General features: G+C 59.5%; 22 protein-coding genes, 1 tRNA gene and 3 pseudogenes. 15 read left to right on the top strand and 11 right to left on the bottom strand.

The annotated features are described in order from the left end of the window. Positions 1 to 108: 108 nt before the first annotated feature. Positions 109 to 585 carry an NYN domain-containing protein gene (locus ACFR99_RS01370; RefSeq protein WP_390283608.1) on the top strand — a complete coding sequence of 159 codons (477 nt, stop codon included), beginning with the start codon at positions 109 to 111 and terminating at the stop codon, positions 583 to 585. Between the two features lie 27 nt (positions 586 to 612). Here the strand turns inward: ACFR99_RS01370 and ACFR99_RS01365 are convergent, their stop codons facing one another. Both ACFR99_RS01365 and ACFR99_RS01360 read right to left on the bottom strand, forming a co-directional pair. Then, entirely contained in the window at positions 613 to 885 is a 273-nt protein-coding gene (locus tag ACFR99_RS01365) for a DUF7513 family protein (RefSeq protein WP_390283606.1), read from the bottom strand. Beyond that, a complete protein-coding gene (locus tag ACFR99_RS01360) occupies positions 882 to 2,453 on the bottom strand; it encodes a Na+/H+ antiporter NhaC family protein (RefSeq protein WP_390283603.1) in 1,572 nt (523 codons plus the stop codon). Before ACFR99_RS01360 ends, ACFR99_RS01365 begins: the two co-directional genes overlap by 4 nt. A 295-nt stretch (positions 2,454 to 2,748) precedes the next feature. Here ACFR99_RS01360 and ACFR99_RS01355 point away from each other — a divergent pair, with 295 nt between their 5' ends. The 5 genes from ACFR99_RS01355 (at position 2,749) to ACFR99_RS01335 (ending at position 7,856) form a co-directional block, all read left to right on the top strand. After that, the gene (locus tag ACFR99_RS01355; protein ID WP_390283600.1) at positions 2,749 to 2,952 is read left to right on the top strand and encodes a hypothetical protein; all 204 of its coding nucleotides are present in this window, start codon (positions 2,749 to 2,751) and stop codon (positions 2,950 to 2,952) included. 163 nt (positions 2,953 to 3,115) lie between these two features. After that, positions 3,116 to 3,967 carry a TatD family hydrolase gene (locus tag ACFR99_RS01350; protein WP_390283597.1) on the top strand — a complete coding sequence of 284 codons (852 nt, stop codon included), beginning with the start codon at positions 3,116 to 3,118 and terminating at the stop codon, positions 3,965 to 3,967. A 199-nt stretch (positions 3,968 to 4,166) separates the two neighbouring features. Further along, the gene (locus ACFR99_RS01345) at positions 4,167 to 4,745 is read left to right on the top strand and encodes a DUF2150 family protein (RefSeq protein WP_390283594.1); all 579 of its coding nucleotides are present in this window, start codon (positions 4,167 to 4,169) and stop codon (positions 4,743 to 4,745) included. Between the two features lie 299 nt (positions 4,746 to 5,044). After that, positions 5,045 to 6,382, top strand: coding sequence for a hydroxymethylglutaryl-CoA synthase (gene hmgB, locus ACFR99_RS01340; RefSeq protein WP_390283591.1), 1,338 nt, complete (start codon positions 5,045 to 5,047; stop codon positions 6,380 to 6,382). 256 nt (positions 6,383 to 6,638) lie between these two features. Then, positions 6,639 to 7,856, top strand: a complete 1,218-nt coding sequence (locus ACFR99_RS01335) for a CBS domain-containing protein (RefSeq protein ID WP_390283588.1) — start codon at positions 6,639 to 6,641, stop codon at positions 7,854 to 7,856. 15 nt (positions 7,857 to 7,871) lie between these two features. On the opposite strand, the gene ACFR99_RS01330 is transcribed toward ACFR99_RS01335, so the two are convergent. Beyond that, positions 7,872 to 8,318 (bottom strand): universal stress protein, encoded by a 447-nt coding sequence (locus ACFR99_RS01330; protein ID WP_390283586.1) that lies wholly within the window; start codon positions 8,316 to 8,318, stop codon positions 7,872 to 7,874. Positions 8,319 to 8,464: 146 nt separating this feature from the next. Between ACFR99_RS01330 and ACFR99_RS01325 the strand changes: the two genes are divergently transcribed. The 3 genes from ACFR99_RS01325 (at position 8,465) to gcvPB (ending at position 12,593) form a co-directional block, all read left to right on the top strand. Continuing rightward, positions 8,465 to 9,559 carry an AI-2E family transporter gene (locus tag ACFR99_RS01325; RefSeq protein ID WP_390283583.1) on the top strand — a complete coding sequence of 365 codons (1,095 nt, stop codon included), beginning with the start codon at positions 8,465 to 8,467 and terminating at the stop codon, positions 9,557 to 9,559. A 197-nt stretch (positions 9,560 to 9,756) separates the two neighbouring features. Further along, positions 9,757 to 11,094: an aminomethyl-transferring glycine dehydrogenase subunit GcvPA gene (gene gcvPA / locus ACFR99_RS01320; protein WP_390283581.1), complete on the top strand. Its 1,338-nt coding sequence runs from the start codon at positions 9,757 to 9,759 to the stop codon at positions 11,092 to 11,094. Beyond that, positions 11,091 to 12,593, top strand: a complete 1,503-nt coding sequence (gcvPB, locus tag ACFR99_RS01315; protein WP_390283578.1) for an aminomethyl-transferring glycine dehydrogenase subunit GcvPB — start codon at positions 11,091 to 11,093, stop codon at positions 12,591 to 12,593. Before gcvPA ends, gcvPB begins: the two co-directional genes overlap by 4 nt. Before the next feature lie 137 nt (positions 12,594 to 12,730). Here gcvPB and ACFR99_RS01310 read toward each other — a convergent pair whose 3' ends face one another. Beyond that, positions 12,731 to 12,907 (bottom strand): DUF7838 family putative zinc beta-ribbon protein, encoded by a 177-nt coding sequence (locus ACFR99_RS01310; RefSeq protein ID WP_390283575.1) that lies wholly within the window; start codon positions 12,905 to 12,907, stop codon positions 12,731 to 12,733. Positions 12,908 to 13,040: 133 nt separating this feature from the next. Between ACFR99_RS01310 and ACFR99_RS01305 the strand changes: the two genes are divergently transcribed. Beyond that, positions 13,041 to 13,574 (top strand): cob(I)yrinic acid a,c-diamide adenosyltransferase, encoded by a 534-nt coding sequence (locus tag ACFR99_RS01305; protein ID WP_390283573.1) that lies wholly within the window; start codon positions 13,041 to 13,043, stop codon positions 13,572 to 13,574. A 51-nt stretch (positions 13,575 to 13,625) separates the two neighbouring features. Here ACFR99_RS01305 and ACFR99_RS01300 read toward each other — a convergent pair whose 3' ends face one another. After that, positions 13,626 to 13,766 carry a hypothetical protein gene (locus tag ACFR99_RS01300; RefSeq protein WP_390283571.1) on the bottom strand — a complete coding sequence of 47 codons (141 nt, stop codon included), beginning with the start codon at positions 13,764 to 13,766 and terminating at the stop codon, positions 13,626 to 13,628. Between the two features lie 37 nt (positions 13,767 to 13,803). Between ACFR99_RS01300 and ACFR99_RS01295 the strand changes: the two genes are divergently transcribed. The 4 genes and pseudogenes from ACFR99_RS01295 (at position 13,804) to ACFR99_RS01280 (ending at position 16,639) form a co-directional block, all read left to right on the top strand. Continuing rightward, positions 13,804 to 14,034 carry a DUF7553 family protein gene (locus ACFR99_RS01295; RefSeq protein WP_390283569.1) on the top strand — a complete coding sequence of 77 codons (231 nt, stop codon included), beginning with the start codon at positions 13,804 to 13,806 and terminating at the stop codon, positions 14,032 to 14,034. A gap of 69 nt (positions 14,035 to 14,103) precedes the next feature. After that, a tRNA-Val gene (locus ACFR99_RS01290) sits at positions 14,104 to 14,178 on the top strand. A 669-nt stretch (positions 14,179 to 14,847) separates the two neighbouring features. After that, positions 14,848 to 15,240, top strand: a pseudogene (locus tag ACFR99_RS01285) (transcriptional regulator FilR1 domain-containing protein); the annotation flags it as partial. A gap of 334 nt (positions 15,241 to 15,574) precedes the next feature. Next, entirely contained in the window at positions 15,575 to 16,639 is a 1,065-nt protein-coding gene (locus tag ACFR99_RS01280; RefSeq protein ID WP_390283566.1) for a methyltransferase, read from the top strand. Between the two features lie 18 nt (positions 16,640 to 16,657). Here the strand turns inward: ACFR99_RS01280 and ACFR99_RS01275 are convergent, their stop codons facing one another. From ACFR99_RS01275 to ACFR99_RS20290, 6 genes and pseudogenes are all read right to left on the bottom strand, one after another. After that, positions 16,658 to 17,488: a cupredoxin domain-containing protein gene (locus ACFR99_RS01275; protein WP_390283564.1), complete on the bottom strand. Its 831-nt coding sequence runs from the start codon at positions 17,486 to 17,488 to the stop codon at positions 16,658 to 16,660. A 13-nt stretch (positions 17,489 to 17,501) separates the two neighbouring features. Then, on the bottom strand, positions 17,502 to 17,867 hold the full coding sequence (locus ACFR99_RS01270) for an EthD family reductase (RefSeq protein WP_390283561.1): 366 nt from the start codon (positions 17,865 to 17,867) through the stop codon (positions 17,502 to 17,504). Beyond that, a complete protein-coding gene (locus ACFR99_RS01265; RefSeq protein WP_390283559.1) occupies positions 17,864 to 18,340 on the bottom strand; it encodes a metal-sulfur cluster assembly factor in 477 nt (158 codons plus the stop codon). The genes ACFR99_RS01270 and ACFR99_RS01265 overlap by 4 nt, the downstream gene beginning before the upstream one ends. Positions 18,341 to 18,345: 5 nt before the next feature. After that, the gene (locus ACFR99_RS01260) at positions 18,346 to 19,455 is read right to left on the bottom strand and encodes an amidohydrolase family protein (protein WP_390283556.1); all 1,110 of its coding nucleotides are present in this window, start codon (positions 19,453 to 19,455) and stop codon (positions 18,346 to 18,348) included. An 815-nt stretch (positions 19,456 to 20,270) separates the two neighbouring features. Next, positions 20,271 to 20,627, bottom strand: a pseudogene (locus ACFR99_RS01255) (transposase); the annotation flags it as partial. 96 nt (positions 20,628 to 20,723) lie between these two features. Continuing rightward, positions 20,724 to 21,704: pseudogene (locus ACFR99_RS20290) on the bottom strand (winged helix-turn-helix domain-containing protein); the annotation flags it as partial. 919 nt (positions 21,705 to 22,623) lie between these two features. On the opposite strand from ACFR99_RS20290, the gene ACFR99_RS01250 reads away from it, so the two are divergent. Continuing rightward, a complete protein-coding gene (locus ACFR99_RS01250) occupies positions 22,624 to 24,915 on the top strand; it encodes a hypothetical protein (RefSeq protein ID WP_390283554.1) in 2,292 nt (763 codons plus the stop codon). The last annotated feature ends 331 nt before the right edge of the window (positions 24,916 to 25,246 follow it).

Here is a 25,246-nt window from a genome sequence, read left to right as displayed (position 1 = left end):
TAGTAATGTCTTTTCGTCGGCCGGCCGGTGGCAATCTGCGCAGGACCCGACTGACGACCAGCCGGATCGTTTCGTCACATCTATCTCGGGGCCACGGGAACACCGAGTATGTTCGACCGCGTTCGCGCCCGTCTCGCCCACCTGGTCGACCCACAGCACGCCGCCGAGCCGTCAGTGGGCCTGTTCGTCGACGGGCCGAACGTCTTTCGCGACGAGTTCGACGTCGACCTCGACGACCTGCGCGATGCAGCGCGCGATCTCGGCCGGATCGGCGTTATCCGACTCTATCTCGACGAACACGCCACACCAGGCCTCATTCAGGCTGCCGAAGCGCGTGGTTTCGAGGTGATCGTCACCAGCGGCGACGTCGACGTCAAACTCGCCGTCGATGCGACCGCGTTCGCGGGCGACGGCACCATCGACCGGCTCGCGATCGCCTCGAGAGATACCGATTTCAAACCCGTCCTCGAGCACGCGGGCACCGTCGGCGTCGAGACGATCGCGATCGCACCGGGCTCGTATGGCCGCTCGGACGCACTGCGAAACGCCGCCGACGAGGCGGTAACGCTCGAGCCAGAATCGTAACGCGAGCGCGCCGGGAAAAGAGTTGTTCTAGCCGCTATAGGAGCTTTCGCCGACGATCTCGAGCAGTTCGCCCTGTCCCGTCGCCGTGGTCTCGTCGAAGTCGGTCACGCGCACGCGCACCTGTTTTTCGACCGTCTCCGGGCCGGCACCGTCGACGATCAGTTCCGTATCGCCGATGTACGCGCGGCCACTGGTGCCGTTGGTTTCGGCGACGAAGACGTCGATCTCGGAACCGGGCTCGAGCGTCGGCCGGTTCGCGCGGAACGTCCAGCCTTTGAGGTACTTGTCGAAGAGGCTCATACGCGAGCCACCTCCTCGCTCTCGCGGTCGATGACGTACTCGCGGCCGAAGCCGGTCAGCGCCGCGACGACGAACACCGCGACGAGCAGCCAGCCCTGGAAGACGAACGGCACGACGTCGATCGGCGTGACGAGCATCGACTGGTCTAACCAGTCGTACTCGCCGGGCAGGTTCTGCATCGCGCTGTAGCCAGCCAGCACCCCACCCGACCACGGGAAGATGTAGCCCAGCGCGGCGGTCTGGCCGTCCAAGATGTTCGCGCGCCGGTAGCCGTTGAGGTTGAACCGCTCGCCGATCTTCGAGATGTAGGGGCCGATCGCGACCTCGGCTGCGGTGTTGATCGTGATGATCGCGTTGATCAGCGCCGCCGATCCCACCATCGTGAGTTCGGCGTTGCGGACGTTGGTCGCGAGGTTCTCGATCGACCACTCGAGCAACACCTCGAACGCGCCGCCGCGGATCATGATCTGGGCCGCGCCGATGATCAGCAAGACGAGGATCGACAGCTCGAGGAAGCCCGCGACGCCGGTCATCAGACTCCCGGTAACGCCGACCGCGTCGGGGTCCTCGACGACGGTGAGGATCGGCAGGCCAGCAAGCGGTTCGGACAGCGGTGCGTCCGGTGGTGCGTTGAACATGACGATGTCGCCGAGGGTCGTCAGGCCAAAGCCGAGGTTGAAGACGACCGCGATGACGATCCCCCACGAGATGGCCTCGACGATGTGGCGGCCGGCGATCGCCGCACCGATGACGGCGAGCATCGAGATCACGTGGACGAGTCCGATCGCCTCGCTGCTCTCGAGGAAGATCGCCTGAGCTTCGGCACCGATCTCGAGGCCGCTCATCGCGCCGCCGGCGATGACGTAGCCGACGAAGGCGATAGCTGCGGCGATGATCACGTACTTGAACCGCGAGGCGACGACGCCGCCGATGTCGGCGTCCTGGGTGACGGCGCTGACGATCGTCGTGTCGCTGACGGGTGCCAAGTTGTCGCCGAAGATCGCCCCCGAGAGAATCGCGCCGAACAGCAAGACGGGGTTCGCACCGAGCAACACGCCCGCGGGAAAGAACAGGCCGACGAAGGCGACGGTCGCGCCGTAGCCGGTCCCGATCCCCGTCGTGAAGACGGCGGCGAGGACGAACGTGATCGCTGGGAACAGCGCCGCGCCGATGCCGGCAGTGTCCGCCAGCCAGACGAGGCCGCCGACGAAGCCGCCGTCCTGCAGGAGCTGGGCGAACATCCCGGCCCAGATCCACGCCACGATGGCCGTCACCGCAACCGGCTGGGTCATCCCTTCGAAGATCGTGTTGGCGTAGGACTGCCAGTTGCCCCGGACGAAGAACATGCCGACGATGAGTCCGATCAGGATGCCGACGATGAGCCCGCCCGTGTCGCCGATCCGCCAGAGGGCGGTCTGGACGATCGCCCACACGATGAAAAACGCGATCGGGAACGCGCTCATTCCCCGACCGCCGTAAAACTCGACGTGGGGACTGCCCTCAGTCTCCCCGCCGACGAACTGGTCGGACGGGTCGTCACCGGGCGAGGTCTCTCCGTTCTCGCTCATACGTAATCACTCATATTGACACACAGTCATTCCATACCGATGGCCCATAATAATCGTTGTTGGCAAAACGGACACCTGTGACAGTATCGGTACCGATACTCATTCCAGACATGTCACTGCGACCTGTCGACATGCTGTGGTGACCCCCACCGTCGACCGTCGCTTCGGTTCGAGATGTGAGTCCCCCTCGAGCGCAGCATCGAGGCCTGTACTCTCCACACCGGTAACATTTTTAATACCAGTCAGAGTTGTCCGAACCGTGACGACGCTCCAGTTCGGACGCTGTTTCGGTGGTATGACCGCACTGGTCGGGCTCGCAGTCAGTGCCGCTTTCTTCGGCCCACGAACCGCTGGGCCCATTGCTGCATCGTTCATCGATCCGCTCACGATCTGGACACGTCTGCTCGGAATTGTTGCTGGACTGGTTGTCATCGCAATCGGCCTGCGAATTGTTGGCCTGGCTGGCGATGTAAACGACGGTGCGTCGGAAAACACCTGACCGGAAGCGTTCGATTCATACGGTCTGCTGTCACTGGTTCCCGGCGGACCCGCCACGCGGGTGTGCCGGCACTGACTGACAAAAGTCTGTACCACCCGTCTGGCCCGCTTGCCGGTCGCTCGGAGTCGGTGAATATTCCAGCGTCGGGTTCCCAGTGAGGCACATGATCGACGGGATGCCGGTACTGGACAACCACCTCCACCTCGATCCGGACAACCACCGGGGTATCGACGCCGTCAAAGACTTCGCTCGCGTCGGCGGCACCCACCTGCTCGTGGTGAACAAACCCTCCTGGCACCTCGGCGTCGAGGCCGAGACCGGTGAGGACTTCCGAACGGTCTTCGAGCGCACGATCGAAGTCGTCAACGAGGCCTCGAGCGAACTCGCAGGCCGGGCCTGGCCAGTGCTGGGCGTCCATCCGGGGTTGATCTCGCGGCTGGTCGACGAGCGCGGCTTTGCGCCCGCGGAGGCCCGCGACATCATGCAGGCTGGAATCGACGTCGCCGCGGAGTACGTCGAATCTGGAAAGGCACTGGCGCTGAAATCCGGCCGCCCCCACTACGAGGTCGACGACGCCGTCTGGGATGCCTCGAACGCGGTCATGCGCCGGGCGTTCGAACACGGCGCGGACCTCGAGTGTGCCGTCCAACTCCACGCCGAGGCCACCGAGGACATGACCGACGTGGCCGATTGGGCCGTCGAGGCCGGGATGCCGGCCCACAAGGTCGTCAAACACTACGCGGGTGGCCGCCTCGCGGGGCCGACGCCGAGCGTGATCTGTGACAAGGACGAACTCGAGCGCGCCGCCGAGCGCGGCGAACCGTTCCTGATGGAGACCGACTACATCGATGATCCCGACCGCCCGGGAGCAGTGCTCGGCCCCAAGACGGTCCCCCGGCGGGTCAAGTGGCTGCTCGAGAACGGCTACGACGAGGCGGTTCGCAACGCCCACGTCGAGACGCCGAAGCGAGTGTACGGGATCGACACGGAAACGACGCTCGAGTCAGAGGCGTGACCGGACGTGGCTGTGTCGATGCCGACGCGCTGGAGTGCACTACGTTCGGACAGGTTTGGACCAGCGCCAGCAACTGCACGCAGTGAAACACCGAGACGGCTGCCTGAGCGGCTGTTGTGCTTGTTCACCGGATTCTAACAGTCGCTACGTTCGGCTAATGTAGAGAAAGGCATTTCAAGCGGCCGGTGTAGGTGTCTGTATGAGCAATCCCCCGACCGAGTTCTACTCGGAGGAACGCTGGCAGAACTGGATCGATCGCATCAAAGACGAAGACATCGATCCGGAAGACGAAGACTCGGCCCGACTCCTGTTGAACCTGCAAGACGACACGGCGATCGCGATTGCGAAGATCGTCGCCGCCTACGACGACGGGGAACTCGACGAGGAGGAGACGCTCGCGGAGATCGGAGACGTCCGCGAGATCGTCCTCAGCGAAGTCGACATCGACGACGAGGAGAAACTGATCCTCGTCGACGGCGTCCAGACGAGTCTGGTCTGTGTCTTCTTTGCGGCCGAAGAGTACGTCGCTAACGGCCCGGCCGAGGACGGCACCGTCGGCGACTATCTCAGCGCCGCGGCCGACGCCGAAGCTGAGGAAGACCTCGATGCCGCACTCGGCTATGCGGCCCAGGCTGGCACGCTCATTATCGACGGGCAAGAACTCGACATGACCGTCGCCGAAGACCTCGAGTACGGGCTGGTCACCGAATGGATCAACGGCCTCGACAGCCTCCAGAGCGCGATGAGCGATCCGGAAGTCGTCGAAGAAGACGAATAGTCCGCGGCCGCGGGTGCGGACGTATCCTATCGGAGACACGGACGTGACCGACCAATCGAATGGCTACGGACACCAGGGGTCGGTCTAGGTAATCCGGACCGTCGTAGTGATCGGCTGCTATCCGGCAGTCTCTTTTTTGGTGCGTGTCGTCACAGGACGCTCGAGCGACGAGCCTCGGCGATCACGCGACAGATAGCCGATCCTCGAGGACTGCTGATGGGTCCCTGCGCGGACTGATTTCGACTATCGTCGAAACGGGGAACGACAATACCTTGTACTATCACATCCATTGGATAGGTATGACAGCAGTCGGCATCGACGCCGTCGAGATCTGGACTGGGAACCTCAAACTTGACCTTCCTGGCACGTTCGCCCCGGAGAAGGGCGAAGACCCGGAAAAATACACGAAGGGGCTGGGACTCAACGCCAGTTCGTTCCCCGACAGCTACGAAGACATCGTCACGATGGGGGCGAACGCCGCCCACCGACTGATGGAGCGGAAAGGCCTCGAGCCCGACGATATCGGCCGTATCGACGTCGCGACCGAGAGCGCCTTCGACAATTCGAAGCCGGTTTCGACGTACGTCGCTGGCTGCCTCGAACAGGTCTACGACGGCGACTTCCACCACGCGAACAAGGGCGAGCGGAAGTTCGCCTGTATCGCGGGGACCCAGAGTCTGGACGACGCCTGTAACTGGATCCGTGCAGGCCGCAACCGCGGCCGTTCGGCGCTGGTCATCGCGACCGACACGGCACTCTACGCCCGCGGTGACGCCGGCGAGGCGACCCAGGGTGCCGGGGCCGTCGCGATGCTCATCAGCGAGGACCCGAGTCTCGTCGAACTCTCGACCGAGCAGGGGTATGGTTCGGCCGACGAGACCGACTTCCTCAAACCCAACCAGCAGTTCCCCTCGGTCGACGGCAAACGCTCCGTGCAGGTCTACCTCGCGCGGATGCGCGAAGCGCTCGAGGACTTCGAGAGCGTCGCCGGCGAAGTTCACGAGGACGATTTCGTCTATGCACCGTTCCACACGCCGTTCCCGGGCATGGTTCGGAAGGCCGCGCTGCTGGCCTATCGACACGTCATCCGCGATACGAGCATCGAAGACGAACTCGCCGACGAGATCGGTCGCCAGCCCCGTCCCGAAGCGTTCGACTCCGACGAGGAGTACCGCGATGCACTTCGGGAGTACATGGACGCGCTCAAGGGTACCGATCGCTACGCCGAGTGGTACGACGCAACGATCGACCCGACGCTGACGATCTCCCGCGAGGTCGGCAACTGGTATACCGGCTCCGTCCACGTCGCCCGCGTGAGCGCGCTCAAACAGGCACTCGAGGCGGGCCGCGACCTGACCGGCGAGAAACTACTCGTGGGCTCCTACGGTAGCGGCGCACAGGCGGAGATCCACGCCGAGACGATTCAGGACGGCTGGGAAGAAGAACTCGAGGCCCTGAACGTCGACGAGCAACTCGCTGACCGTTACGAGATGGCGTGGGAAGACTACGAGGAGATCCACGACGTCCACAACCACGAGATGGACGTCGACGTCGAGGAGTTTACGACGCCAAGCGAGGAGTTCGTCTTCGACGGCTGGGGCCGCATGGGCGAGCGGAAGTACCGATACGTGGAGTAACGGCGTTTTTGGTGTCTTCGCGAGTGTAGCGAGCGAAGGACTGGCGAGAGCGACGCTCTCGCAGGAGATTTTTGCGAGCGTGAAAAAAGGACCGTCGGCAACGGCTGAGTGTCGGGTTTGCGTGACTTGATAGATACCGAGACCGACGGTGGCGAGAACGACCCTCGAACATTTGGTACTCTGTAACGAAGGAGGTCCCTGCGGCATGCGGCCACCGTATCGGAGCGGGACAAACAGCGCGGAAACATACGAAACAATGGATATTTCCGATATCGTCTCAGAGGAGTACGTCGAATTCACACCGGAGACACCCGTCTCGAAGCTCGTCGGGACGTTCGCAGATTCTGAGGTCAAAGGCGTCGTCATACGCGACGACGAGTTCGAGGGCGTCGTGACGCGAAAACAGCTTGCCTCTTCGCATCACAAGCCCAACGAAAAGCTCGGCTCGCTGGTCTGGCACGTGCCACACCTCGCGCCCGACGAGGACATCCGGAAGGTGGCACAGCTGATGATCGACAGCGACTCACACCTGCTCCCGGTCTTCGAGGGCCACGAGCTGCTCGGTGTCGTCACCGTCGATGGGATCTTGGAGAAAGTCGAGCCGTATCTCGACGCGGCGACCGTCGCCGAGGCCTACTCCGGAGAACTCGTCTCGCTGGACCCGACAGCGACGCTGGGGAAGGCGCTCCACACGTTCCGGGACCATCAAATCACCCACCTGCCGATCATCGAGGACGACACGGCGGTCGGCATCCTCAGTCTCTACGACGTGGTCGGCCTGACAGTCCGTGCCGAGATCCAGAGTCAGGGCGGCGACGCGGGTGGAACGGACTCTTTCGGCGGTGAAATCTCATCCAGTACCGGCCGCGCTGGACGCGGCGGGTTCGGTGCCCGGGAGGGCGAGTCCGATCGGATGCTCGACCTGCCGATCCGGGACGTCATGGCATCACCGGTGCGGACGATCCGACCCGACGAGACGCTCGAGGTGGCCGTCGAGGAGATGGTCGCGGCCGACGCGTCGTCGCTGGTCGTCACCGAGAACGGCTCTCCCTACGGAATCGTAACGAAGACCGACGTTCTCGACTCGCTCACCTGGGAGGCCGGCGGGAACCGCGGAGTCCAGATCTACGGGACCGACCTGATAGACGACATAACCTACGACGAGATCGTCGCACAGGTCGAGAAGTTCGACGACAGGGACCACGGGATGAACGTCCTGGACGCGAAAGTCCATCTTCACGAGCACGACGAGACGCGCCGTGGACGCCCGCTCTTGCTCGCTCGCATCCGGCTCTACACCGATCGGGGACTGTACATCGCCTCCGGCGAAGGGTACGGCGCAAGCCACGCGATCAACGAAGCGAGCGACATCCTCGAGCGCCAGATCCGCGACGAGAAGACCTACGGCCGGAGCAAGAAACCCCCAGACGAGGAGTTCTGGGAGAAACGCTTCGGCGAGTTGCTCGAGGAGTGACCGCCACCGACAGTCTCAGCGCACGACGGTCACCGGAACGGTCGCGCGTTCGACGAGCGACTTCGCGACGCTGCCGAGCATCAGCCCTGCACGTTCCGATCGACCACGGTGGCCGACGAAGATCGTGTCGAACCCCTCGTCCTCGGCGTAGTTGGTGATCTCCCTGATCGGATTGCCATAGAGGAGTTCGACCTCGACGTCATGACCGAGGTCCGCGGCGAGGTCTGCCGCGTCGTCAGTAATGTCTATCCCCCGCTGCTCGGCGTCTTCGACGCTTTCGATGATCAGTCGCTGGTCCTCCCAGAGCGACGCGGTCGGTTCGCTGCCGCCCTCGTCGTATGCGGTGGGATCGATCGCGTGGACCACCGTGATCGAGCCATCCATCGCGTCGATGATGTCGGTGGCGTAGGCGAGGGCGTTTTCGGACTCTTCAGAGCCGTCGACGGCTACGAGGGCCTTCATGCTTCGACGTTCGTGCTGGAGCTATGTGAATCACGAGGGCAATTCGCACACCGTACCGGTGCGGACGTGGCCGGCACCGTGAAACTTCGACACAGCCGGCAAGTTCTATCATCGGAGTAATATGTCGGGCTGTTGTATCTCGGGCCATGTCAGACAGACCCGAGCCACCGGACTGGGTCGTCGAGCAGCCCGCCATGACCGCGCTCGCACTGGGAAGCGTTCTCCTCGTGCTATTCGTTCTCCTGCCGTATCTGCAGTACGTCCTCTTCGGTGTCGTGCTCGCCTACATCTTGCAGCCCGTCCAGCGCCGGCTCGAAGAACACGTCAGGCCGACGATCGCGGCGATCGCGGTCGTGGCAGCGACCCTGGTCGTCGTATTGTTGCCGCTGATTTACGTCGTCTCGGTCGCGGTCCAACAATCACTCAGGCTCGTCCGCTCGATCAGACAGGGTGAGATCGACGTCGCGACGATCGAGTCGGCTCTCGAGACCAACGGGTACGCAGTCGATCTCGTCGCCCTGTATGAATCGAACCAGGAACGGATCGCGACGGCCATCCAGGAAGTTACGACGGGGGCGATCGACCTCGCCGGGAGCCTGCCCGGCATCTTCATCGGCATCACGATCACGCTGTTCGTCCTCTTCGCGCTGTTGCGAGACGGGGACCAGTTCGTCGCATGGCTCGAATGGGTGTTACCCGTCGACGACGCGGTGCTCGCGGAGTTGCGTATCGGACTGGATCGACTCATGTGGGCCTCGGTCGTCGGGAACGTCGCTGTCGCGGCTATTCAGGCGGTGATGCTCGGCGTCGGGCTGGCGATCGCGGGTGTCCCCGCTGTCGTCTTTCTGACCGTCGCGACGTTCGTCCTGACGCTGCTCCCGCTGGTCGGCGCGTTCGGGATCTGGATCCCGGTCGCGGCCTATCTGGTCGCGATAGGACGACCGACCGCCAGCGTGGCGATCGCCGTCTACGGACTGATCGTCACGTTCTCGGATTCGTACCTTCGGCCCGCGCTGATCGGTCGAACCGGTGCCTTCAACTCCGCGATCATCGTCGTCGGCATCTTCGGCGGCCTCGTCGTCTTCGGCGCTGTGGGCCTCTTTATCGGTCCTGTCGTCCTCGGCGGCGCGAAACTCGTCCTCGATTCGTTCGCTCGAGTGCACACCGGGGAACCGATCGCCAACGATACACTCGAGCACAGCGGAACCGATACGGACGTCGACACCGGCGCTGATGGGTGACCGCTTGCTGTACATCCGGTCGGCCGACCCCTCACCACGAGCGGCGGCCCGGCGTTCGTCGCCGACACGAGGGACGTCCAAACGAGTGCGTTCATTACCCCCTGTCCGCTAGAGGTGCGTATCGTGTTTCGGATCGAATGCCACACTCGACAGCAGGAAGGGACGACCTGCTCGATCGACCGAGACCACCCCTAGTCATGCACGGATCACACACCTCGGGGAGTCCGTACGCTCCCCACACGGCGGAGGACCGCACGGCGATGCTCGAGGCGGTCGACGCGGAGACGGTCGAGGATCTCTTCGACATTCCGGACGATATCAGGTTCGACGGCCAGTTCGATATCGACGCGCGAACGGAACGGGAGACGCGACGGCTGGTTCGCTCGGTGCTGGGTCGCAACGACGACCGCACCGAATTACTCGGGCGCGGCCACTACGGCTACTACATCCCGTCGCTGGTCGATCACCTCGCGGATCGCTCGGAGTTTCTCACTTCGTACACGCAGTATCAGCCCGAAATCTCGCAGGGATTCCTGCAGGCCTTATTCGAGTATCAATCGCTGCTGGTCGAGTTGACCGGCCTCGAGATCGCGAACTGCTCGATCTACGACGCGGCGACGGCACTCGGCGAGGCTGCGACGCTCGCCGATCGCGTCCGCGACACCACTGGTCACCGTGTGCTCGTGCCCGAACTGCTGCGCGAGGAACGAAAGAGCACGCTCGCAAACTACGTCGCCGGCACCGACCTCGCCGTCGAGGAGTACCCGGTCGACGACGGCAACGTCGATCTCGCGGGACTCGAGGAAACCGTCGACGAGGAGGTCGTGATGATCTACGCCGAGACCCCGACCGTCCGCGGAACGATCGAAGAACGGCTGGGCGCGATCGGCGACCTCGCCGCGGACGCCGACGCCTTCTTCGTGCTCGGTTCGGACCCGATCGCGCTCTCGTTGCTCGAGCGCCCCGCCGACGTCGGTGCGGACGTCGTCGTCGGCGACGCGAGCGTGCTGGGCCTCCCGACGAGCTACGGGATGGGACTGGGGCTGTTTGCCACCAGCGAGGACTACCTTCGGCAGGTTCCCGGCAGGCTGGTCGGGGTCAGCGAGGACGCGACCGACCGCCGGGCGTTTACGCTCACGCTGCAGACGCGCGAACAGCACATCCGCCGGGAGCGCGCGACGAGTAACATCTGTACGAACCAGGCCTGGGTCGCGCTTCGAACGGCAATCCACGCTGCCGTCCTCGGCCCGAGCGGGATGGTCGAGCTCGCCAAGCGCGCCGTCACGCGTGCGGAGGACCTCGCGGAGCGCGTCGACGACATCGTCGGTGTGCAAGCGCCGGTCCACGACCGCCGACACTTCCGGGAGTTCGTCGCCCGCGTCGACCAGCCCGCGAGCGCCGTCGCCGACGACCTCGAGCAACTGGGCTTTGCGGTCCACGTCGTTGGCAACCACGAGATTCAGGTCTGTGTCACCGGCGTACCCGACGTGCAACTCGACCGGTTCGTCGCCGCGCTCGAGGGGGTGATCCGATGACCGGTGAACGCGACGCCGCCCAGTCGCGCTACGATCAGGCCCGATACGTCGAGAACGGCGAGTACGAACCGCTGCTCTCGGAGAAGGACCTGACGCGGGTCGATATCGGCGACGGGGACAACGGTGACGGTGGGGAGTCGACCGACTCGCCGCTACCTGACGACCTCACGCGGGACTCCCTCGAGCTCCCGGAACTCTCCGAACCAGAACTGGCCCGCCACTACACACGCCTCTCGCAGATGATCTACGGGATCGACAGCGGCCCCTATCCACTGGGGTCGTGTACGATGAAGTACAATCCCAAGTTCACGGAGGACGTGGCCGCGCTGCCGTCGGCAGCCGTCCACCCCGACCGGTCCGAAGCATCGGTTCAGGGCACTCTCGAGTTGCTGTACCGACTGCAGGACTACCTGGGCCGGATCGGCGGCATGGACGCGGTGACGCTCCAGCCGCCGGCCGGTGCAGCAGGGGAGTTCGTCGGCATCCGCGTCGCCGCGGCCTACCACGAACACAACGGCGAGGGCCACCGCAACGAGGTCATCGTCCCCGAGAGCGCCCACGGCACTAACTTCGCGAGCGCCGCCCTCGGCGGCTACGACGTCGTCTCCCTGCCCAGCGACGACGAGGGCCGGGTTGATCTCGAGGCGCTCGAGGCCGCGCTCTCGGAGAACACCGCGGCGCTCATGTTGACCAATCCGAACACGCTCGGCTTATTCGAGCGCGATATCGCGGAAATCGCCGAGATGGTCCACGACGTCGGCGGGCTGCTCTACTACGACGGGGCGAATCTGAACGCGCTGCTTGGCCGCGCACGACCGGGCGACATGGGCTTCGACGTGATGCACTACAACGTCCACAAGACGTTCGCGACACCCCACGGCGGTGGCGGGCCGGGTGCTGGTCCGGTCGGCGTCGTCGACGAGCTGGCCCCGTTCCTCCCTTCGCCCCGCGTTCGCAAGCGTGACGCGAACTCGAAGACGGGCAAGCCGGTCTACGAGCGCTTCGAGCCCGAGCACACCATCGGCAAGGTCCACGGATTCGACGGCAACTGGCTGGTGCTCGTCAAGACCTTCGCCTACATCGCCCGTCTCGGCGACGAGGGCCTCGCGGACGCGAGCGCCTCCGCAGTACTCAACGCGAACTACCTCGCCGAGCAGATCGACTACGAGATCCCTTACGGGCCGTTCCACCACGAGTTCGTCGCCAGCGCCGGCGAGCAAGACGCCGCCGACGTGGCGAAACGAATGCTCGACTACGGCGTCCACCCACCGACGACCAAGTGGCCCGAGATCGTCCCCGAGGCCCTGATGACCGAACCCACCGAGATCGAGAGCAAGGATACCCTGGATCGCCTCGCCGCCGCGTTCAACGCTGTCGCCGACGAGGACGCCGACACGCTCGAGGCCGCGCCGGAACGGACTACCGCACGCCGGATCGACCAGACCAGCGCGGCGCGAAATCCGCGGCTGTCGTGGCAGGCACTCGCTGACGATTCATAGCCTGTTCCCGCACTGACTTTACGGCGGTCGCTACGTGGAGACGGTTTTGGAACCGCGGGAGGGAACCCGAACGCGAATCGATTCGGGAACGAGAAAGACGGCTCTCGGCGCGAGAACGAAAGCAGGCAGAAGGCGAATTATGCCGTACTCGAGTCGACGGCAGTGCCGTTGTCGCCGATCCGGACGAAGCCGTAGTCACAGTCCGGGCAGTGCCACTTGACTTTCTCGCCGAGGTGCAGCGTCGTGCTGGCGGCGCGGTAAAACGTCTTTTCCTCCCCGCAGTTGGGACACTCGTGGTCGAGTTCCAGAGCCATGGCCGGTGGTTGCCGGCGAAGCGAGTTTAACGTACTGGTTCCGGCGGGGTTCGCGCACGGCACTTGAAACGGCCGAACCGACGGTAGTGCCGGTGACACGAGAATTAAGTGGTCGCCATCCGTCGGTCCAGCCATGTCGATCTACACCGGTCGCGGCGACGAAGGGGAAACCGACCTCCGAGATATGACTCGCGTCTCGAAGGCCAGCGCCCGCATCGAAGCGTACGGCACTGTCGACGAACTCAACGCACTGATCGGGACGATCCGGCCGACCGACCACGACGACATCAACGAGCGACTGGCGACGATCCAGAACCACCTCCACGTCGTGCAGGCGGACTTCGCGAACCCCGATCCCGACGAGGACGACCCCGTGATCCGTCCCACCCACGTCGAGACCGTTGAGGACTGGATCGACGAGTACGACGAGGAACTCGAGCCGCTGACCTCCTTTATCCTGCCGACCGGCAGCGACCACGGCGCGGCGCTCCACCACGCCCGCACCGTCTGTCGACGCGCGGAGCGACGAGCAGTCTCGCTCGCCATCGAAGAGAAGATCAACGAGGATGCAATCCAGTACCTCAATCGGCTCTCGGACGGGTTGTTTACCCTGGCTCGAGTCGTCAACGCACGCGACGGCGAACCGGAAGACGCACCGGACTACTAGACGTCGTCCGGCTGGAGGTACAGCGCTGGGAACAGCGATTCGCTGCCGATTTTAGAAGAGACCGAGGCTCAGCGCGTAGCCCCACGGTTCGCCGGCGAGAACCAGCACGAACAGGGACGCGCCCAGCAGTTGCACGTTCTTGAGGAAATGGGTAGTTCGTCTTCCTGTTAATTCTGTTGTCCGCGAAAGCACTATATCCTCATTCGACCTCTATACGGGAGAGCAACACATGAACAAACACCTCCACGACAGCCTGTATTACCTGCGGCGAGCCGCCACGCACGCCCGACTCGGCGCGGCCGAGTACCGAGCACGGCTCACGAACTGGGTTCGCACTCGGCTCGGTCGGGAGCCCGATCACGAACCCAGCCGCGTCGACCGTGTCCGCGAACTCGAGCACCGCGCCGAAAGGCGCGCCCGGAAAACGGTTCGGGACGCACGCGACCGTGTGATGCGGTGACGCTCGAGACGTACGACAACGACCGATGAAAGGAAGTCTTAAGTCGAACGGACGGAAACGTCTTCGTGCGGGTTGGTGATCTAGTCCGGTTATGATACCTCCTTCACACGGAGGAAGTCGGCAGTTCAAATCTGCCCCAACCCACTCTTGCGCCCGCGATTTTGAAGGACCAAGATCCGCATCCTGAGCCTACTGTATCGGTATTTTTCGCTCTCATTGAGCGAAGGCCGATTTTGAATTCGTTAACGAACATAGCGATTCTGTCCCGCACCCCAGGCACGTCTGCGCATTAGGTTGAAGGAGCACTTAAACCCACATGCCGTGAGAACGACTCTCGCACCACTGGTCAACAGACCAAAACCCTTAGCAGAATCTCAGGTAGCAGATTCGCGCCCGGCCCGCTTTCTGCGCTCGCGTTTTAGAGTACGAGCTAATCGCAGGCAGACGTAGCTTTCAGCGTCGCGCGGCTTTGCTTGTATCGCGTATCACCCGTGTTACTTAAAAGTAATTCGCGGCACAGCGTTCTGCGATACAGTCGTTGAGTGCCGCTGTCCCGTAGGGGTCCCCCGGTTCGAATCCGCTCCCGTGCCGGTTCAGAAGAGCTCACGCTCGTCGAACGTTTCGTCTATTTTGTAGCCGATGATCGTGATTAGCGCGTTGAGGAATTCGATTTCGTTGAGCTGGTTTCTTGAGTTAAAAAGGGGCGACTAGCGGCTCTGCAGGCCGTTGTGATCTGCTTACCGCATAGATAACTCGGCATCAGATATCGTTGTGATTTTCCATAGTACGTGACTTCTCTGCCCTAAGCGAACCCCAACAGATTCTGCTATCAGTTTGCTTCGAGGGTTCAATACGACACATCCGGCTCCATTAATGATTGTGAGCTCTACCAGCGAGTGCTCGATGGTACCGAAGCCGAACTCATTTACCCACTGAACATCGTCGAGAAGTGGCGTGAAACGTATCCGATCCGTGTGACTGAGGCGGTCGATCGCGGCCAGTTGACCCTCCGAACCCGTGAGAAACTCCCCCTACGGACTCGCAATCTTCGACGAGCGCGTCAGGCTCGGAGGCTACGACGATGACACAGGGCTGATGTAGGTGTTCGTCGATACGGACTCGCCCATGGCACGCGAGTGGGCCGAACGAGTCTACGCGTCGATCAAGGCGGATTCTACGCCACTCAACAGTCAGATGGAGCAGTGAGATCTATCTCGCAAGGAAGAAGATATAGTCGACACTCGAACTAGAGCCTGCAGCGCCCATAGCCGATTTTCGGGGTCGAAACCGCAGTACAGCGCCGGGGTGAATCGCCGTACGAATGCAAGGCCGTTGCTTCCGTTCGATGGTCGAACGAGATGGTGTTCATCGAGGAATTCGCGTACAGGTGACCAGGTTGCCACGGAGAAAATCAATCGCCGATTGATGGACAGTTCCCCGTGTACGATAAATAGCAGTTCTCGGGACCAGATACCTTAGATTCTACCACGCCGGTCCGGGCGAATTCCTAATACTGAGTCCGGGAACGTCTATACCAACAATGGCTGATGATACTGAGACTTCCACGACACAATCAGAAATAGATGCTCGCGTCGAAGAAGCCAATGACCTCATTGGGACCGAAGGAGTGTGGAGCGGCCGGATTCTCTACACTGGTGTAGAACTGGGGCTATTCAAAATCCTCGACGATGATCCTACGTCCGCATCTGAGCTTGCCACTCAACTGGACCTAGATTCGGGTAACACCTATCGACTGCTCCGCGCGATGACACATTTTGGGGTACTCGATGAAGACGAGAACCGGCGTTTCTCACTCACTCCCGTAGGCGAACTCTTCCAGGCGGATCATCCCCATTCGGTACAAGGTAACCTCCTGTTCAACCGCAGCCCCGAGTGGTCGAAGACGATGTTACACATGTCTGATATCGTCAACGAAGGCGGTCCAACTGGATTCGTCCGTGAATTCGGGTGTGACTTCTTCGAGTACCTCGAAAAGAATCCCGAGTTCGGTGATCGCTACAACGCACTGATGGAGTTCGCCTCACGAAATCATCCGGACCAGATTCTCGATGCGCTCGACACGCACGACTTTTCGCAATTTTCGCACGTTTGTGACGTCGGTGGTGGGCGCGGCCGTCTACTGAGCCATATTTTGAAGGCGAATCCCCGACTCCAGGGGACGGTCCTCGAACTACCCGACGTAGTTGCCGAGGAGGATCGATTCTGGGCACCACAGCTGAACGTGACTGAGCGATGTACGTATGTCGGTGGAGATATGTTTGAGGGAGTTCCCGAAGCAGACGTCTACTTCCTGAAGTGGATTTTGCACAACTTCGACGACGAAGAGTGCCAGCAGATACTCTCGACCATTCACGAGTCGGCACCATCTGATGGCCGTTTGTTTATCATCGAAACCGTCGTTCCGGATCCGGGAACACCCCACTATGCGAAGCGATTAGATATCACCATGATGGTACAGACGGGTGGACGCGAACGTACCAAAGACGAGTACGTGGAGTTGTTAGAACAGACGGGATGGAAATTCGTCGAGACGTGGGTCCCTGAGGAGGGGCCGTTGAGTGTCCTAGAAGCAGAGAGGGCGTAAGAATCGAGAGAGGCAATCTCAGGACTCGGGAGGACTTGGCCCGGTTAGTGTCACTTCGAGATCGATCTTCAGTTCGTCGTCCTCCGGTTCGTCGTTCTCGTTCTCGGGGTGAAAGAGTGAGATCGGACCATTATCAATAATGTACTGGGGAGCGAGTTTCTCGTGCCCGATATCCGGGTCTCCTCCTTCTTCTGGTGGGAGGCCCGATCCGAGTAGCGCCGCGGTTAGCGGGAGCGGTGGCCGTCCGTCCTCCCGGACTACGGGACCTGGATCGTCCCCGACGACGATTCGCATTCCCATTCCGCTCCATTCATGCGGGGAACAGAACAGGTCATACACGCCTTCCTCCTCAAAGCGATACAGCCAGAACCCATGATGCTCGTTGACCGTCGATGAGAACGCCGGAACGCCGTCGGGGACGCGTTGCTGGCGCTCCTGGCCAGGGTGGTACGCCGTTGCTGTGTGCTCCGGTGTGTGGAAATCGAATTCGACGATCGACCCAGGTTCTACCTGGAGTCCTACGGGGGCGAAATGAAACGCGCCGAACTCGACCGTGAGGTCGAAATCCGGCGGTTCGGGCTGAGTGATCTGCCCCTCGTCGACGTGGAGTTCGACGGTCTCGTCCGGTGTCAGCCGCTCGGGGATGTCGTCGTCGCTCGTTCCGGAGTAGCCGAAATGCGAGTGAATGATTGGTGGTCGGGCGTCGTCTGTCTGTTCAGTTCCTCGTTGTTCGTCCTGTTCTTTATCCTCCGCAACTACACCGACGCCGCTAATGAGGGAAACCGCCGAGGCCGCTCCGATTGCTTTCAACACGGGCCGCCGTTCGTGGGTATCTGGGTCGGGTGTCATTATCCTGTCGCCGCTAGAGATCCGCTGGGATCGTCTGATGTCGCAAGGTTTCATCGTCGATAGCGATCATTACGCCCCCATCGACATCGACGAAGTTCTGTGCGTCCCGAAGGACGGCTTGTCCGGGCTCGGAATCGAATGCTGCCTGTAAATCGTCGAGGCTCTCGAACTGCAATTTCGCCATCACGTCGAATCTCGTTCCGTCCGGATCGAGCGGGTATCCGATCCGCTCCGGATCGAACGGGATCGAGGTCGTGAACCGTTTGAGCCCCGGAAGTTCCTCGACCAACGAGACGTGTTCTTGTTCCAGGTACTCGATGCACTCCTCGTGAGTCAGACCCTCTTTTCGGGGAGAGAGGATTATCATCTTGCATGTCATCGTTCGTTCCTCGTATCCGGTGCAGACTGCGGAGTATGGCTCCGCATTTCATTATCACCTGTTGAGCCGGCAGTTCCGACATCGTCAACCCATTCCTCTCCGTCGTAGGCCGGAGAGAGTCCGTGCTCCGAAACTCGCTCTCGGAAGTACTCCTGTCGTTCTGCATACGCCTCTTCTGTCATCCGGTCCTGTGTCCAGATCTTGTCTGCGACCGTCTCGACGGAGACCGCGTCAACTCCAGGAACGTCCCCAACTCTGTTTTCGATATCTTCTGTCATGTGCGGAATGTACAGACAGAGTTGATTGGTTGGTAACAGAGCGACCGTTACGTCGCCATCATCGACAGAGACGCCGTCCACCAGTCCGAGTTCGACGATACTCTGGGGTCTCTCGGTGAACGTACTACAGGGATCGAGAACCTCGTCTAGTCGCTCCCGGACACGATCTTCGAGGTTAATGGTATCGCTACTCATCGGCATTAGTCATCACTGGCTGCTTTTTGTCGAGCCCTGGGTTGCTGCATCGGTTCCGATGCACCAGTGGGTTTGATCGAAGCCCACGGCTCTGGTCGTTCATCCTGTTCTGCACGGAGTTGAGCGACCTCGTCGTTGATATCTTCCAGCTTCGACCTGACCTCGTCGGGATCTTTGCCCATCATGCGGAGCGCGTTCTCCCCGAGGATCATGCGCTTTATTTCGTCAGTTAGTGGTGGAACGCCGTTCTCAAGGAGCATCTCCGGGAACTGGAACTCCCAGAACGCCTCGATCAGTGGCTGAGGATGGACGGCGGTGGGACCGGTTGACCAGATGATTCGTTCTGGCCCGCCCCACACGAGGAGCTCAGCCAGGACTTCGGCGAAGTTCATTGGACTCTCGGCCACCAGGAACGCCGTGATTTCGAGGTTCGCCCAGACGTTCGGGTATCGCTGAAGGAGGAACTTCGTCTCATCGAGGAACGACAGGCCAGCGTGGACGACTTCGAACGTGACTTCGGGAAACATCGACGCTGCCTCCTCCATGTCGCCCACGTCGTAGGTTTCGAAATTGGTCTGTCCGTACGGGACCGACTTGTGGACTGCGATATGGGGAACGCCGAGTTCGACGGCCTTCTCGATGATCGGTACTCCGACATCGGGATTGTCCAGCCGCATGTCGAGCGTCTGTCCGTCCTCGAAGAACGCGGGGTAGAGTTTGAATCCGTCTACGTTCTCCTCTTCGACCTGTCGTTCCATCTCCTTGATGGCGTCGTCTGCGATCGGGTTGACGCTACCCATCACCGTCGGAACCCGGAAGTCACCGTACTCTTCTCGAAGCTCGACCCCGGTATCTAGCCTGTTCATTCCGTCCGCGAAATAGTCAGTAAGTTTGGTGGAGAAGAACCGGGCGATGTCGATGTCGGTCTCAAGCCACATGAGCTCGGCGAGTTCTTCTGCTGTGTCATCTTTGAACCACTTCTCCGGTGGCATCTCGTACCCGTCCGGGTGTAGTGCGTTGATGATTTCGAAGAGCCCGTTGCCGGTGCCGACGGCCTGCGGGTTCAGGGCGTTCTCTTCCGATACGTGGTACGTGTGGCAGGTCCCTTCTACCACTACATTGTCCTCGTACATGGCCCGTGCAGAAATCCGTGCCACCGAATCAAAGACTTAATCTGTATGAGATTTTAGTAAATCCTTCTATGCTACTCCACACCATGGGGCAGGGCACTTCCCCATAAACGGTGGCAGCGAAGGTTCGGTCACAGGGCCATTAGATCAATTCTGTGGGCACTCTTAGCTTATGTGTAGAAACGTGTGCTTGTACTCTGATCGAGCCTCTCCTCCCATTCGACTGAGGTAATCGATTTGATGCCCGTGTAGGGGCTTCACAGACGTTGCTCTCGGTTGTCCAAACGGATCGGAATCGTGCTTTGGGTGTCGGGCTCTCTCGACAAATTGCTATCTTACTTCGGGGAGAGAATCCCGTCGTTTACGGCGGGCGTGAATCCGACACTGCCGACACAAACACTGTCTAACGGTAATACTGATATTTAAGTAGAAACGAAACGTAGCATGACGTACATCGAGGCGGTTACACCGCCCACTCAAATGCACAATATCGGGGACTCCGAGAACCAGAATGTTCGAGACACCCTCTCGAACCGCTGTGGTGTCTCGGCCAGCAAGATAACTCCGAGTCCCATGCCGGGATAGGAGTAACGGCGGTGTGGCCCCGCCATCGGCCTGTCATGCCGACAGGTCGTAAACCAGTAAATATCCCAACTCAGCGGTGCGGTGCCGTGGGAAGCCTCGTCGTTTACGGCGAAGGAGGAGGTCACTTTGGAGTCCGTTCGAACCCTACTCTTGGTTGATTCCGTTCACGTCGATTCCGATTCCATCACGGCCGGAGAAACGATCGATACGAGACCCTCATCACGGGCGGTTCGGGCTTTGTGAACGAAGTCCAGCACTGATTTGTAAGAACGGTCGAGTCGCTGCGCAAGCTCTGTCGTCTTCATCTCGTCCATTTGCCGGACGATGTAGAACATCTCTGGAAGGGAAAGACGATGGCCGGCGAAAACCGTCCCGGTCAAATCGTTGAACGTGCCGCCGCAGTTACGACATTTGTAGCGTTGCGCGTCTTTGCTTGTCGTTCCCTTCTTGAGTGTGTCTGCGCTGTCGCAGTGAGGGCACATCACCTCGTTAGACCACCGACGACGGATCTGCGCCAAACACTCTTCGTTGTCAGGCAACTCAACATCCGCCATTGTATCTCTACTGTTTATGGCCCGAACACTACTCGAACCAGACCGAGCTGCGTCTTCTGACCGGCTTTGGGTCGTTTCCTCGGTTTCCAAGACCATATTAGCCACTTCGAGATCGTCATCGAGAGTCAGGTGTAGGTAATCCCCCTCGTGCGATACCGTGACGCGAATTCGAATCGGATCCTCGGATACGAGTGTTTGCTCCATCCGTAGGTGGTGCCAGATCTGGCCGCAGGTTTCCGGATCATCGAGGCCGTACGTCGTTTCGAGCCCGTGGTCATAGTAGAACGCGATGATCGCGGGATGGTCGTAGACGGCGACCCACGCTGGATAGGACCCGTTATGCTTACAGACTGAGCAGGCGTAACTGACCCGGGCCTCGTTCCACCCGCCACGCATTGATGTGCCACAGGTCGAACAGAGTTCCCCTGGTGGAGCCTCGTGGGACTCGCAGATGTGCAGTGATTTCTCAACCTGGCCCGAACATTCCGGACAGACGCCCCTGATCAGTAACGTGACGGCTCTCATGTACTCGATCGTTCCCGCAACGAAGACCTCCTCAGGTGACCGGTGGGCCAGGCCAGCAGGATTGAAATTGTCGTACACCACGAGTGTTCCCTCAGGCGCTCGTTCGGTTGACTGAGGGCCGATGTTTCCTTCACACTCTGTGCAGATCTGATAGAGACGCTCGTCCTCGTAGCTGAGTTCTACCGAGGCACCACAATGGTCACATGATCTAGGGATCTCCGTTCGAGGGAGCCGACGCTCTCCGAGGCCCGACCCGGCGATGACTGTCCGGACGATTTGCATCCCGGAGTTTCGGAGTTGATAGCCGTCGTCGGTTTCCTCGACGAACTGCCCAACCAGCTTGTTGAGGTGGTACGTGAAGTTGGCGCTATCGCGTACGCTGACGCGATCGTACAACTTCGAGAACGGGACAGAGTTATCCTCGGCGTGAGGGTCGTAGGCTTCCCAGAGGGCCAGTAAGATAGCCAAACGCGTCTCGTCGCTCAACAGTTTAAACGCATCCACCGCATGAGGACCAGCGGCTCCAGCAACCGCTTCGAGTGGTGACTCGGTTACGTTCGAATTCTTCATGTGGTACGTTACTTCATGACGCTCAAAAACAGTGGGGTGAGTATTGAATATGCATGACGGTAAACGATCCTCAAATCATTCCTATTCCTCATCTTGAAACTCTCGAATCCGGTCCCCTCGGACCTCAGGCATCGATTTGTTCGACAGTCGAACGAGAGCCAACAGCGTCCAATTGACACCTTATCCTTCACGATCTCAATCCCAAGCCTTGTGTGTGGATAGCCAGCGATACCTGAATATTCGCCTCTGTTGAAATACCCAATAGATAATAAATTCTAACCCGGTTGTGTTCAATACAGGAGAAAGACTTTACACATGAGGTGAGGTGAAAGAATTATGAGTGGAATGAGGATTCTTACTACTGTTCTAAAGTATTCTGCTGGAGGAACACTCGGTAGTCTCTTCATCGCATATGGGCTAAGAGAGTTCCTCCGGGCTTCAGGAGGCGGATACTATTGCTGTCGTCACAGTCTTTACCAGAGTCAAGGAATTTCTCTCACCTTCATTGGATGGGTGATTCTCATTGTCACACTCATCAATCTCTACGGGGAAATGCAGTAAGTACGCACTCTTCAGTGACCGGCTGTTTCACACAATTTTATGCCTGAACAATAGGGTTTCAACAGAGACGAATATTCCACTAAACGAATTCCAGTAGATTCCGCTAATACACCACCGCGTGGGTATCAGATCCATGATCATTTCTTTTGTCACCCCATACTGTGTCCGAGGTCGTATCTACAATTCACTCCGTTTTACACCCACTGTACACCCCCATCTCAAATAGCCAACAGTATCATATACTGTGATTGCAATCGGTTAGACGAAATTAATGATGGAGCTTAGGGGTAGCCGACGCGACTTACTGAAAGGAGCAGGTGTAGGATTACTCGGTCTGGCAGGGATCTCCGTCAGCAGTATGTCAGCCGTAGCCCACGAGAAAATCGATAGACCAGCTACAGACCTTCTTGGGCCGATCCAAGTTCCAGCAAATAGCGATGCGGGATTCAATTATCCATACTATCTGTATCTCCCAGAGACGACTCAACGAGAACCCGTGCCGATGCTTGTCGAACCGAATAATTCTGGGTTCCCAAGTGATGATTTAGAAGAACATAGAGCAGTCGTGCAAGAGCGGTTGGCAGATGGGCTTGGACCGCAACTCTACAGCAAAGCTCTTGCTGTCCCGCTTCTTGTTCCTGTGTTCCCTCGACCAGCAGGAGAGATCGCATCTGTTAGAACATACACGCACGCATTAGATGAGAATACACTGAAAATAGAGGGAACAGAGATTGATCGTATTGACCTTCAGTTGCTCAATATGATCGAACACGCACAGGAGCTACTTGAAGATCTGTCGTATCCCGTCGCAGATGATATCTTGATGAACGGATTTTCTGCATCTGGAAACTTTGTCAATCGATTTGCGGCCCTCCATCCGGAGAAAGTCCGGTCGCTCTCAGCAGGAGGTATCAATGGGACACCGATTTTGCCACTAGAACGCGCGAAGGGACACGAACTCGACTACCCGATCGGGATCAAAAACCTCGAAGAGTTGACTGGAGAACGGTTCAATGCTGCAAGCTGGCGAGATGTCGCACAGTACCTTTACTTAGGAGGTGAAGACGAGAATGATACGATCCCATTCGATGATGCGTGGAGCGAGAGACACCAGCGGGTCGCTGTCGATGTGTATGGTGAAGATATGCAGGAGGATAGGATGCCGTATTCGGAAACAATATATGAGGAAGCCGGTGCAAATGCCACATTCAAAGTGTATGACGGAGTGGGTCATACGAACACCCCACTTCAGATCCAGCGAGATGTCGCAAATTTCCACCGGAGGAACGGCGAACTTAAACAAGTGACCTTCACCGAACAGCCGACATCTGGTGACACAAGCGTGCAGCTCAATACGTTCCTCTTCGACGATCAGGATTTCCAACTTCGTGTCTGGAGTGCGGACCGCGGTGATCTCACGGAGACGCCGGCTTCGGTGGCAACCAATAAAGAGGACTCAGTTGAGGTCCAACTCAGGTCAGCGATTGAACAAGAGGAAATCATTGGCGCTGCACTTCCCAAGGATGTAACGACACTCAACGATGCTGTTGCGTCCGTGAGTGCGGAGGTAAACCAACTGCCTCTGGTTAGCGTTGTCGATACGCCGACTAGCTCTCGTCCCACCATGACGGTTGAGTACGGCGTCGAAAGTAGTTACCAGTCCAGCTCGCCAATCCACCTGTTTGTGCTGGATAGTAGTGGTGGGAGAGCACTGCTCACGACTTTTGGGCCCGGAACAAAAGAGAGTAGGACATTCGATCTCACAGGCGAAGACAGCGATGTGAGTGTGGAAGAAGGGACTGAATTAACAGTCTCACTTGTCGATGTTGACGACGACAGAACTATCTCCGAAACGTCGGTCGTCGTTGGTAAAGCGGGGGACAATACCGACACAGCTTCGGGTATTGAGTCTATGACGTTTGCAACTCAGCCGACAAATACTCGGAATAGTCTTGATGTCACATATAGGGTTTCTGAGGAATATGAGCCGACCAACGGACTGACTCTCCAAGCGAAGATTGGTAGAAACACGACCGTACTCTTGGGCACATTGGCCGCTGGTGAGGAGACCACAGAGACGTTCTCCCTTGAACAGATTCCAAAGGCTGCTGGAGACGACATCCTGATCAAAGCAGTTGATGAGCAAGTGCTCGCCACTGACCGAACGATGATCCTCAGAGACACGGTCAGTGCTGTAACTGTCGAATATACGAGTCCACCCACAAGCGATGACCCGAGTGCAACTGTGAAATACAGCATCGACGAGTCATACGAGGTCAAAAACGCGCTTACGCTCCGCGTCTATGATGGAACACTCTACGGTGGAGACGCGGTTGATGCAATCAAACTACTCTCTCCGGGTGACACAGGAACAGCCACGTTTACTATCGGAGAAGACAGTGGTGCAGACGTTGACGATCCTGTTGTTGCCATTGTTGATGACGTCCCAGTTGCTCGTGCAACCACGGATGGGGAATTTAAAACCGATAACAAGGAAGAGGGTAGTGATGAGGAATCTAAAGCGGATAACAAGGAAGAGACTAGTGAGGACGGTAGCCCTGGTTTCGGTATTGGAACCGCACTTGCGAGTCTCGGTGGTTTAGGTTATGTTCTGAGAAATCGACTGACTGATAGTAATCAGCAGAGATAGTCGTAGACTCTCGGTGATGGAATTTAGGGGAGAACCGAAGAGCAGGAACGTCTCGACGAGGTTCAAATCGCGCCCAACCCATACGAACTACGTACGGATTGTAACCGTTCTTCTTCTGGCGTTTCAAGCCTTGTACCGGCTGGATCGGCATTTTGGGTAGGGGTTCGGGATCGGTGAATCCACACAGCCATTGCACGCGGGTCGTCTCCGTCTGGGAATCCGGATATATGAATTACGTCAGGGGATATATAGGTTCAGTACCTCACAAGGCATCCTCCGCTGAGCCGGTCTGCAGTCTGAGTTCCGTTGTCGGTCTCAGTGATCAGTTTGA

The organism is Haloarchaeobius amylolyticus (assembly GCF_042678045.1).
Taxonomy (GTDB): domain Archaea; phylum Halobacteriota; class Halobacteria; order Halobacteriales; family Natrialbaceae; genus Natrinema; species Natrinema amylolyticus_A.
The sequence above is the reverse complement of the archived record's forward strand: the minus strand, read 5'-3'. Positions and strand labels throughout refer to the sequence as shown.

Bases quoted from the DNA above. Each gene is read 5' to 3' on its own strand.
- ACFR99_RS01345 (WP_390283594.1), top strand. From the start codon at position 4,167: ATGAGCAATCCCCCGACCGAGTTCTACTCGGAGGAACGCTGGCAGAAC.
- ACFR99_RS01280 (WP_390283566.1), top strand. From the start codon at position 15,575: ATGGCTGATGATACTGAGACTTCCACGACACAATCAGAAATAGATGCT.
- gcvPB (WP_390283578.1), top strand. From the start codon at position 11,091: ATGACCGGTGAACGCGACGCCGCCCAGTCGCGCTACGATCAGGCCCGA.
- ACFR99_RS01325 (WP_390283583.1), top strand. From the start codon at position 8,465: ATGTCAGACAGACCCGAGCCACCGGACTGGGTCGTCGAGCAGCCCGCC.
- ACFR99_RS01360 (WP_390283603.1), bottom strand. From the start codon at position 2,453: ATGAGCGAGAACGGAGAGACCTCGCCCGGTGACGACCCGTCCGACCAG.
- ACFR99_RS01365 (WP_390283606.1), bottom strand. From the start codon at position 885: ATGAGCCTCTTCGACAAGTACCTCAAAGGCTGGACGTTCCGCGCGAAC.
- hmgB (WP_390283591.1), top strand. From the start codon at position 5,045: ATGACAGCAGTCGGCATCGACGCCGTCGAGATCTGGACTGGGAACCTC.
- ACFR99_RS01335 (WP_390283588.1), top strand. From the start codon at position 6,639: ATGGATATTTCCGATATCGTCTCAGAGGAGTACGTCGAATTCACACCG.
- ACFR99_RS01265 (WP_390283559.1), bottom strand. From the start codon at position 18,340: ATGAGTAGCGATACCATTAACCTCGAAGATCGTGTCCGGGAGCGACTA.
- ACFR99_RS01305 (WP_390283573.1), top strand. From the start codon at position 13,041: ATGTCGATCTACACCGGTCGCGGCGACGAAGGGGAAACCGACCTCCGA.
- ACFR99_RS01295 (WP_390283569.1), top strand. From the start codon at position 13,804: ATGAACAAACACCTCCACGACAGCCTGTATTACCTGCGGCGAGCCGCC.
- ACFR99_RS01350 (WP_390283597.1), top strand. From the start codon at position 3,116: ATGATCGACGGGATGCCGGTACTGGACAACCACCTCCACCTCGATCCG.
- gcvPA (WP_390283581.1), top strand. From the start codon at position 9,757: ATGCACGGATCACACACCTCGGGGAGTCCGTACGCTCCCCACACGGCG.
- ACFR99_RS01330 (WP_390283586.1), bottom strand. From the start codon at position 8,318: ATGAAGGCCCTCGTAGCCGTCGACGGCTCTGAAGAGTCCGAAAACGCC.
- ACFR99_RS01310 (WP_390283575.1), bottom strand. From the start codon at position 12,907: ATGGCTCTGGAACTCGACCACGAGTGTCCCAACTGCGGGGAGGAAAAG.
- ACFR99_RS01275 (WP_390283564.1), bottom strand. From the start codon at position 17,488: ATGACACCCGACCCAGATACCCACGAACGGCGGCCCGTGTTGAAAGCA.
- ACFR99_RS01370 (WP_390283608.1), top strand. From the start codon at position 109: ATGTTCGACCGCGTTCGCGCCCGTCTCGCCCACCTGGTCGACCCACAG.
- ACFR99_RS01270 (WP_390283561.1), bottom strand. From the start codon at position 17,867: ATGACATGCAAGATGATAATCCTCTCTCCCCGAAAAGAGGGTCTGACT.
- ACFR99_RS01355 (WP_390283600.1), top strand. From the start codon at position 2,749: ATGACCGCACTGGTCGGGCTCGCAGTCAGTGCCGCTTTCTTCGGCCCA.
- ACFR99_RS01250 (WP_390283554.1), top strand. From the start codon at position 22,624: ATGTCAGCCGTAGCCCACGAGAAAATCGATAGACCAGCTACAGACCTT.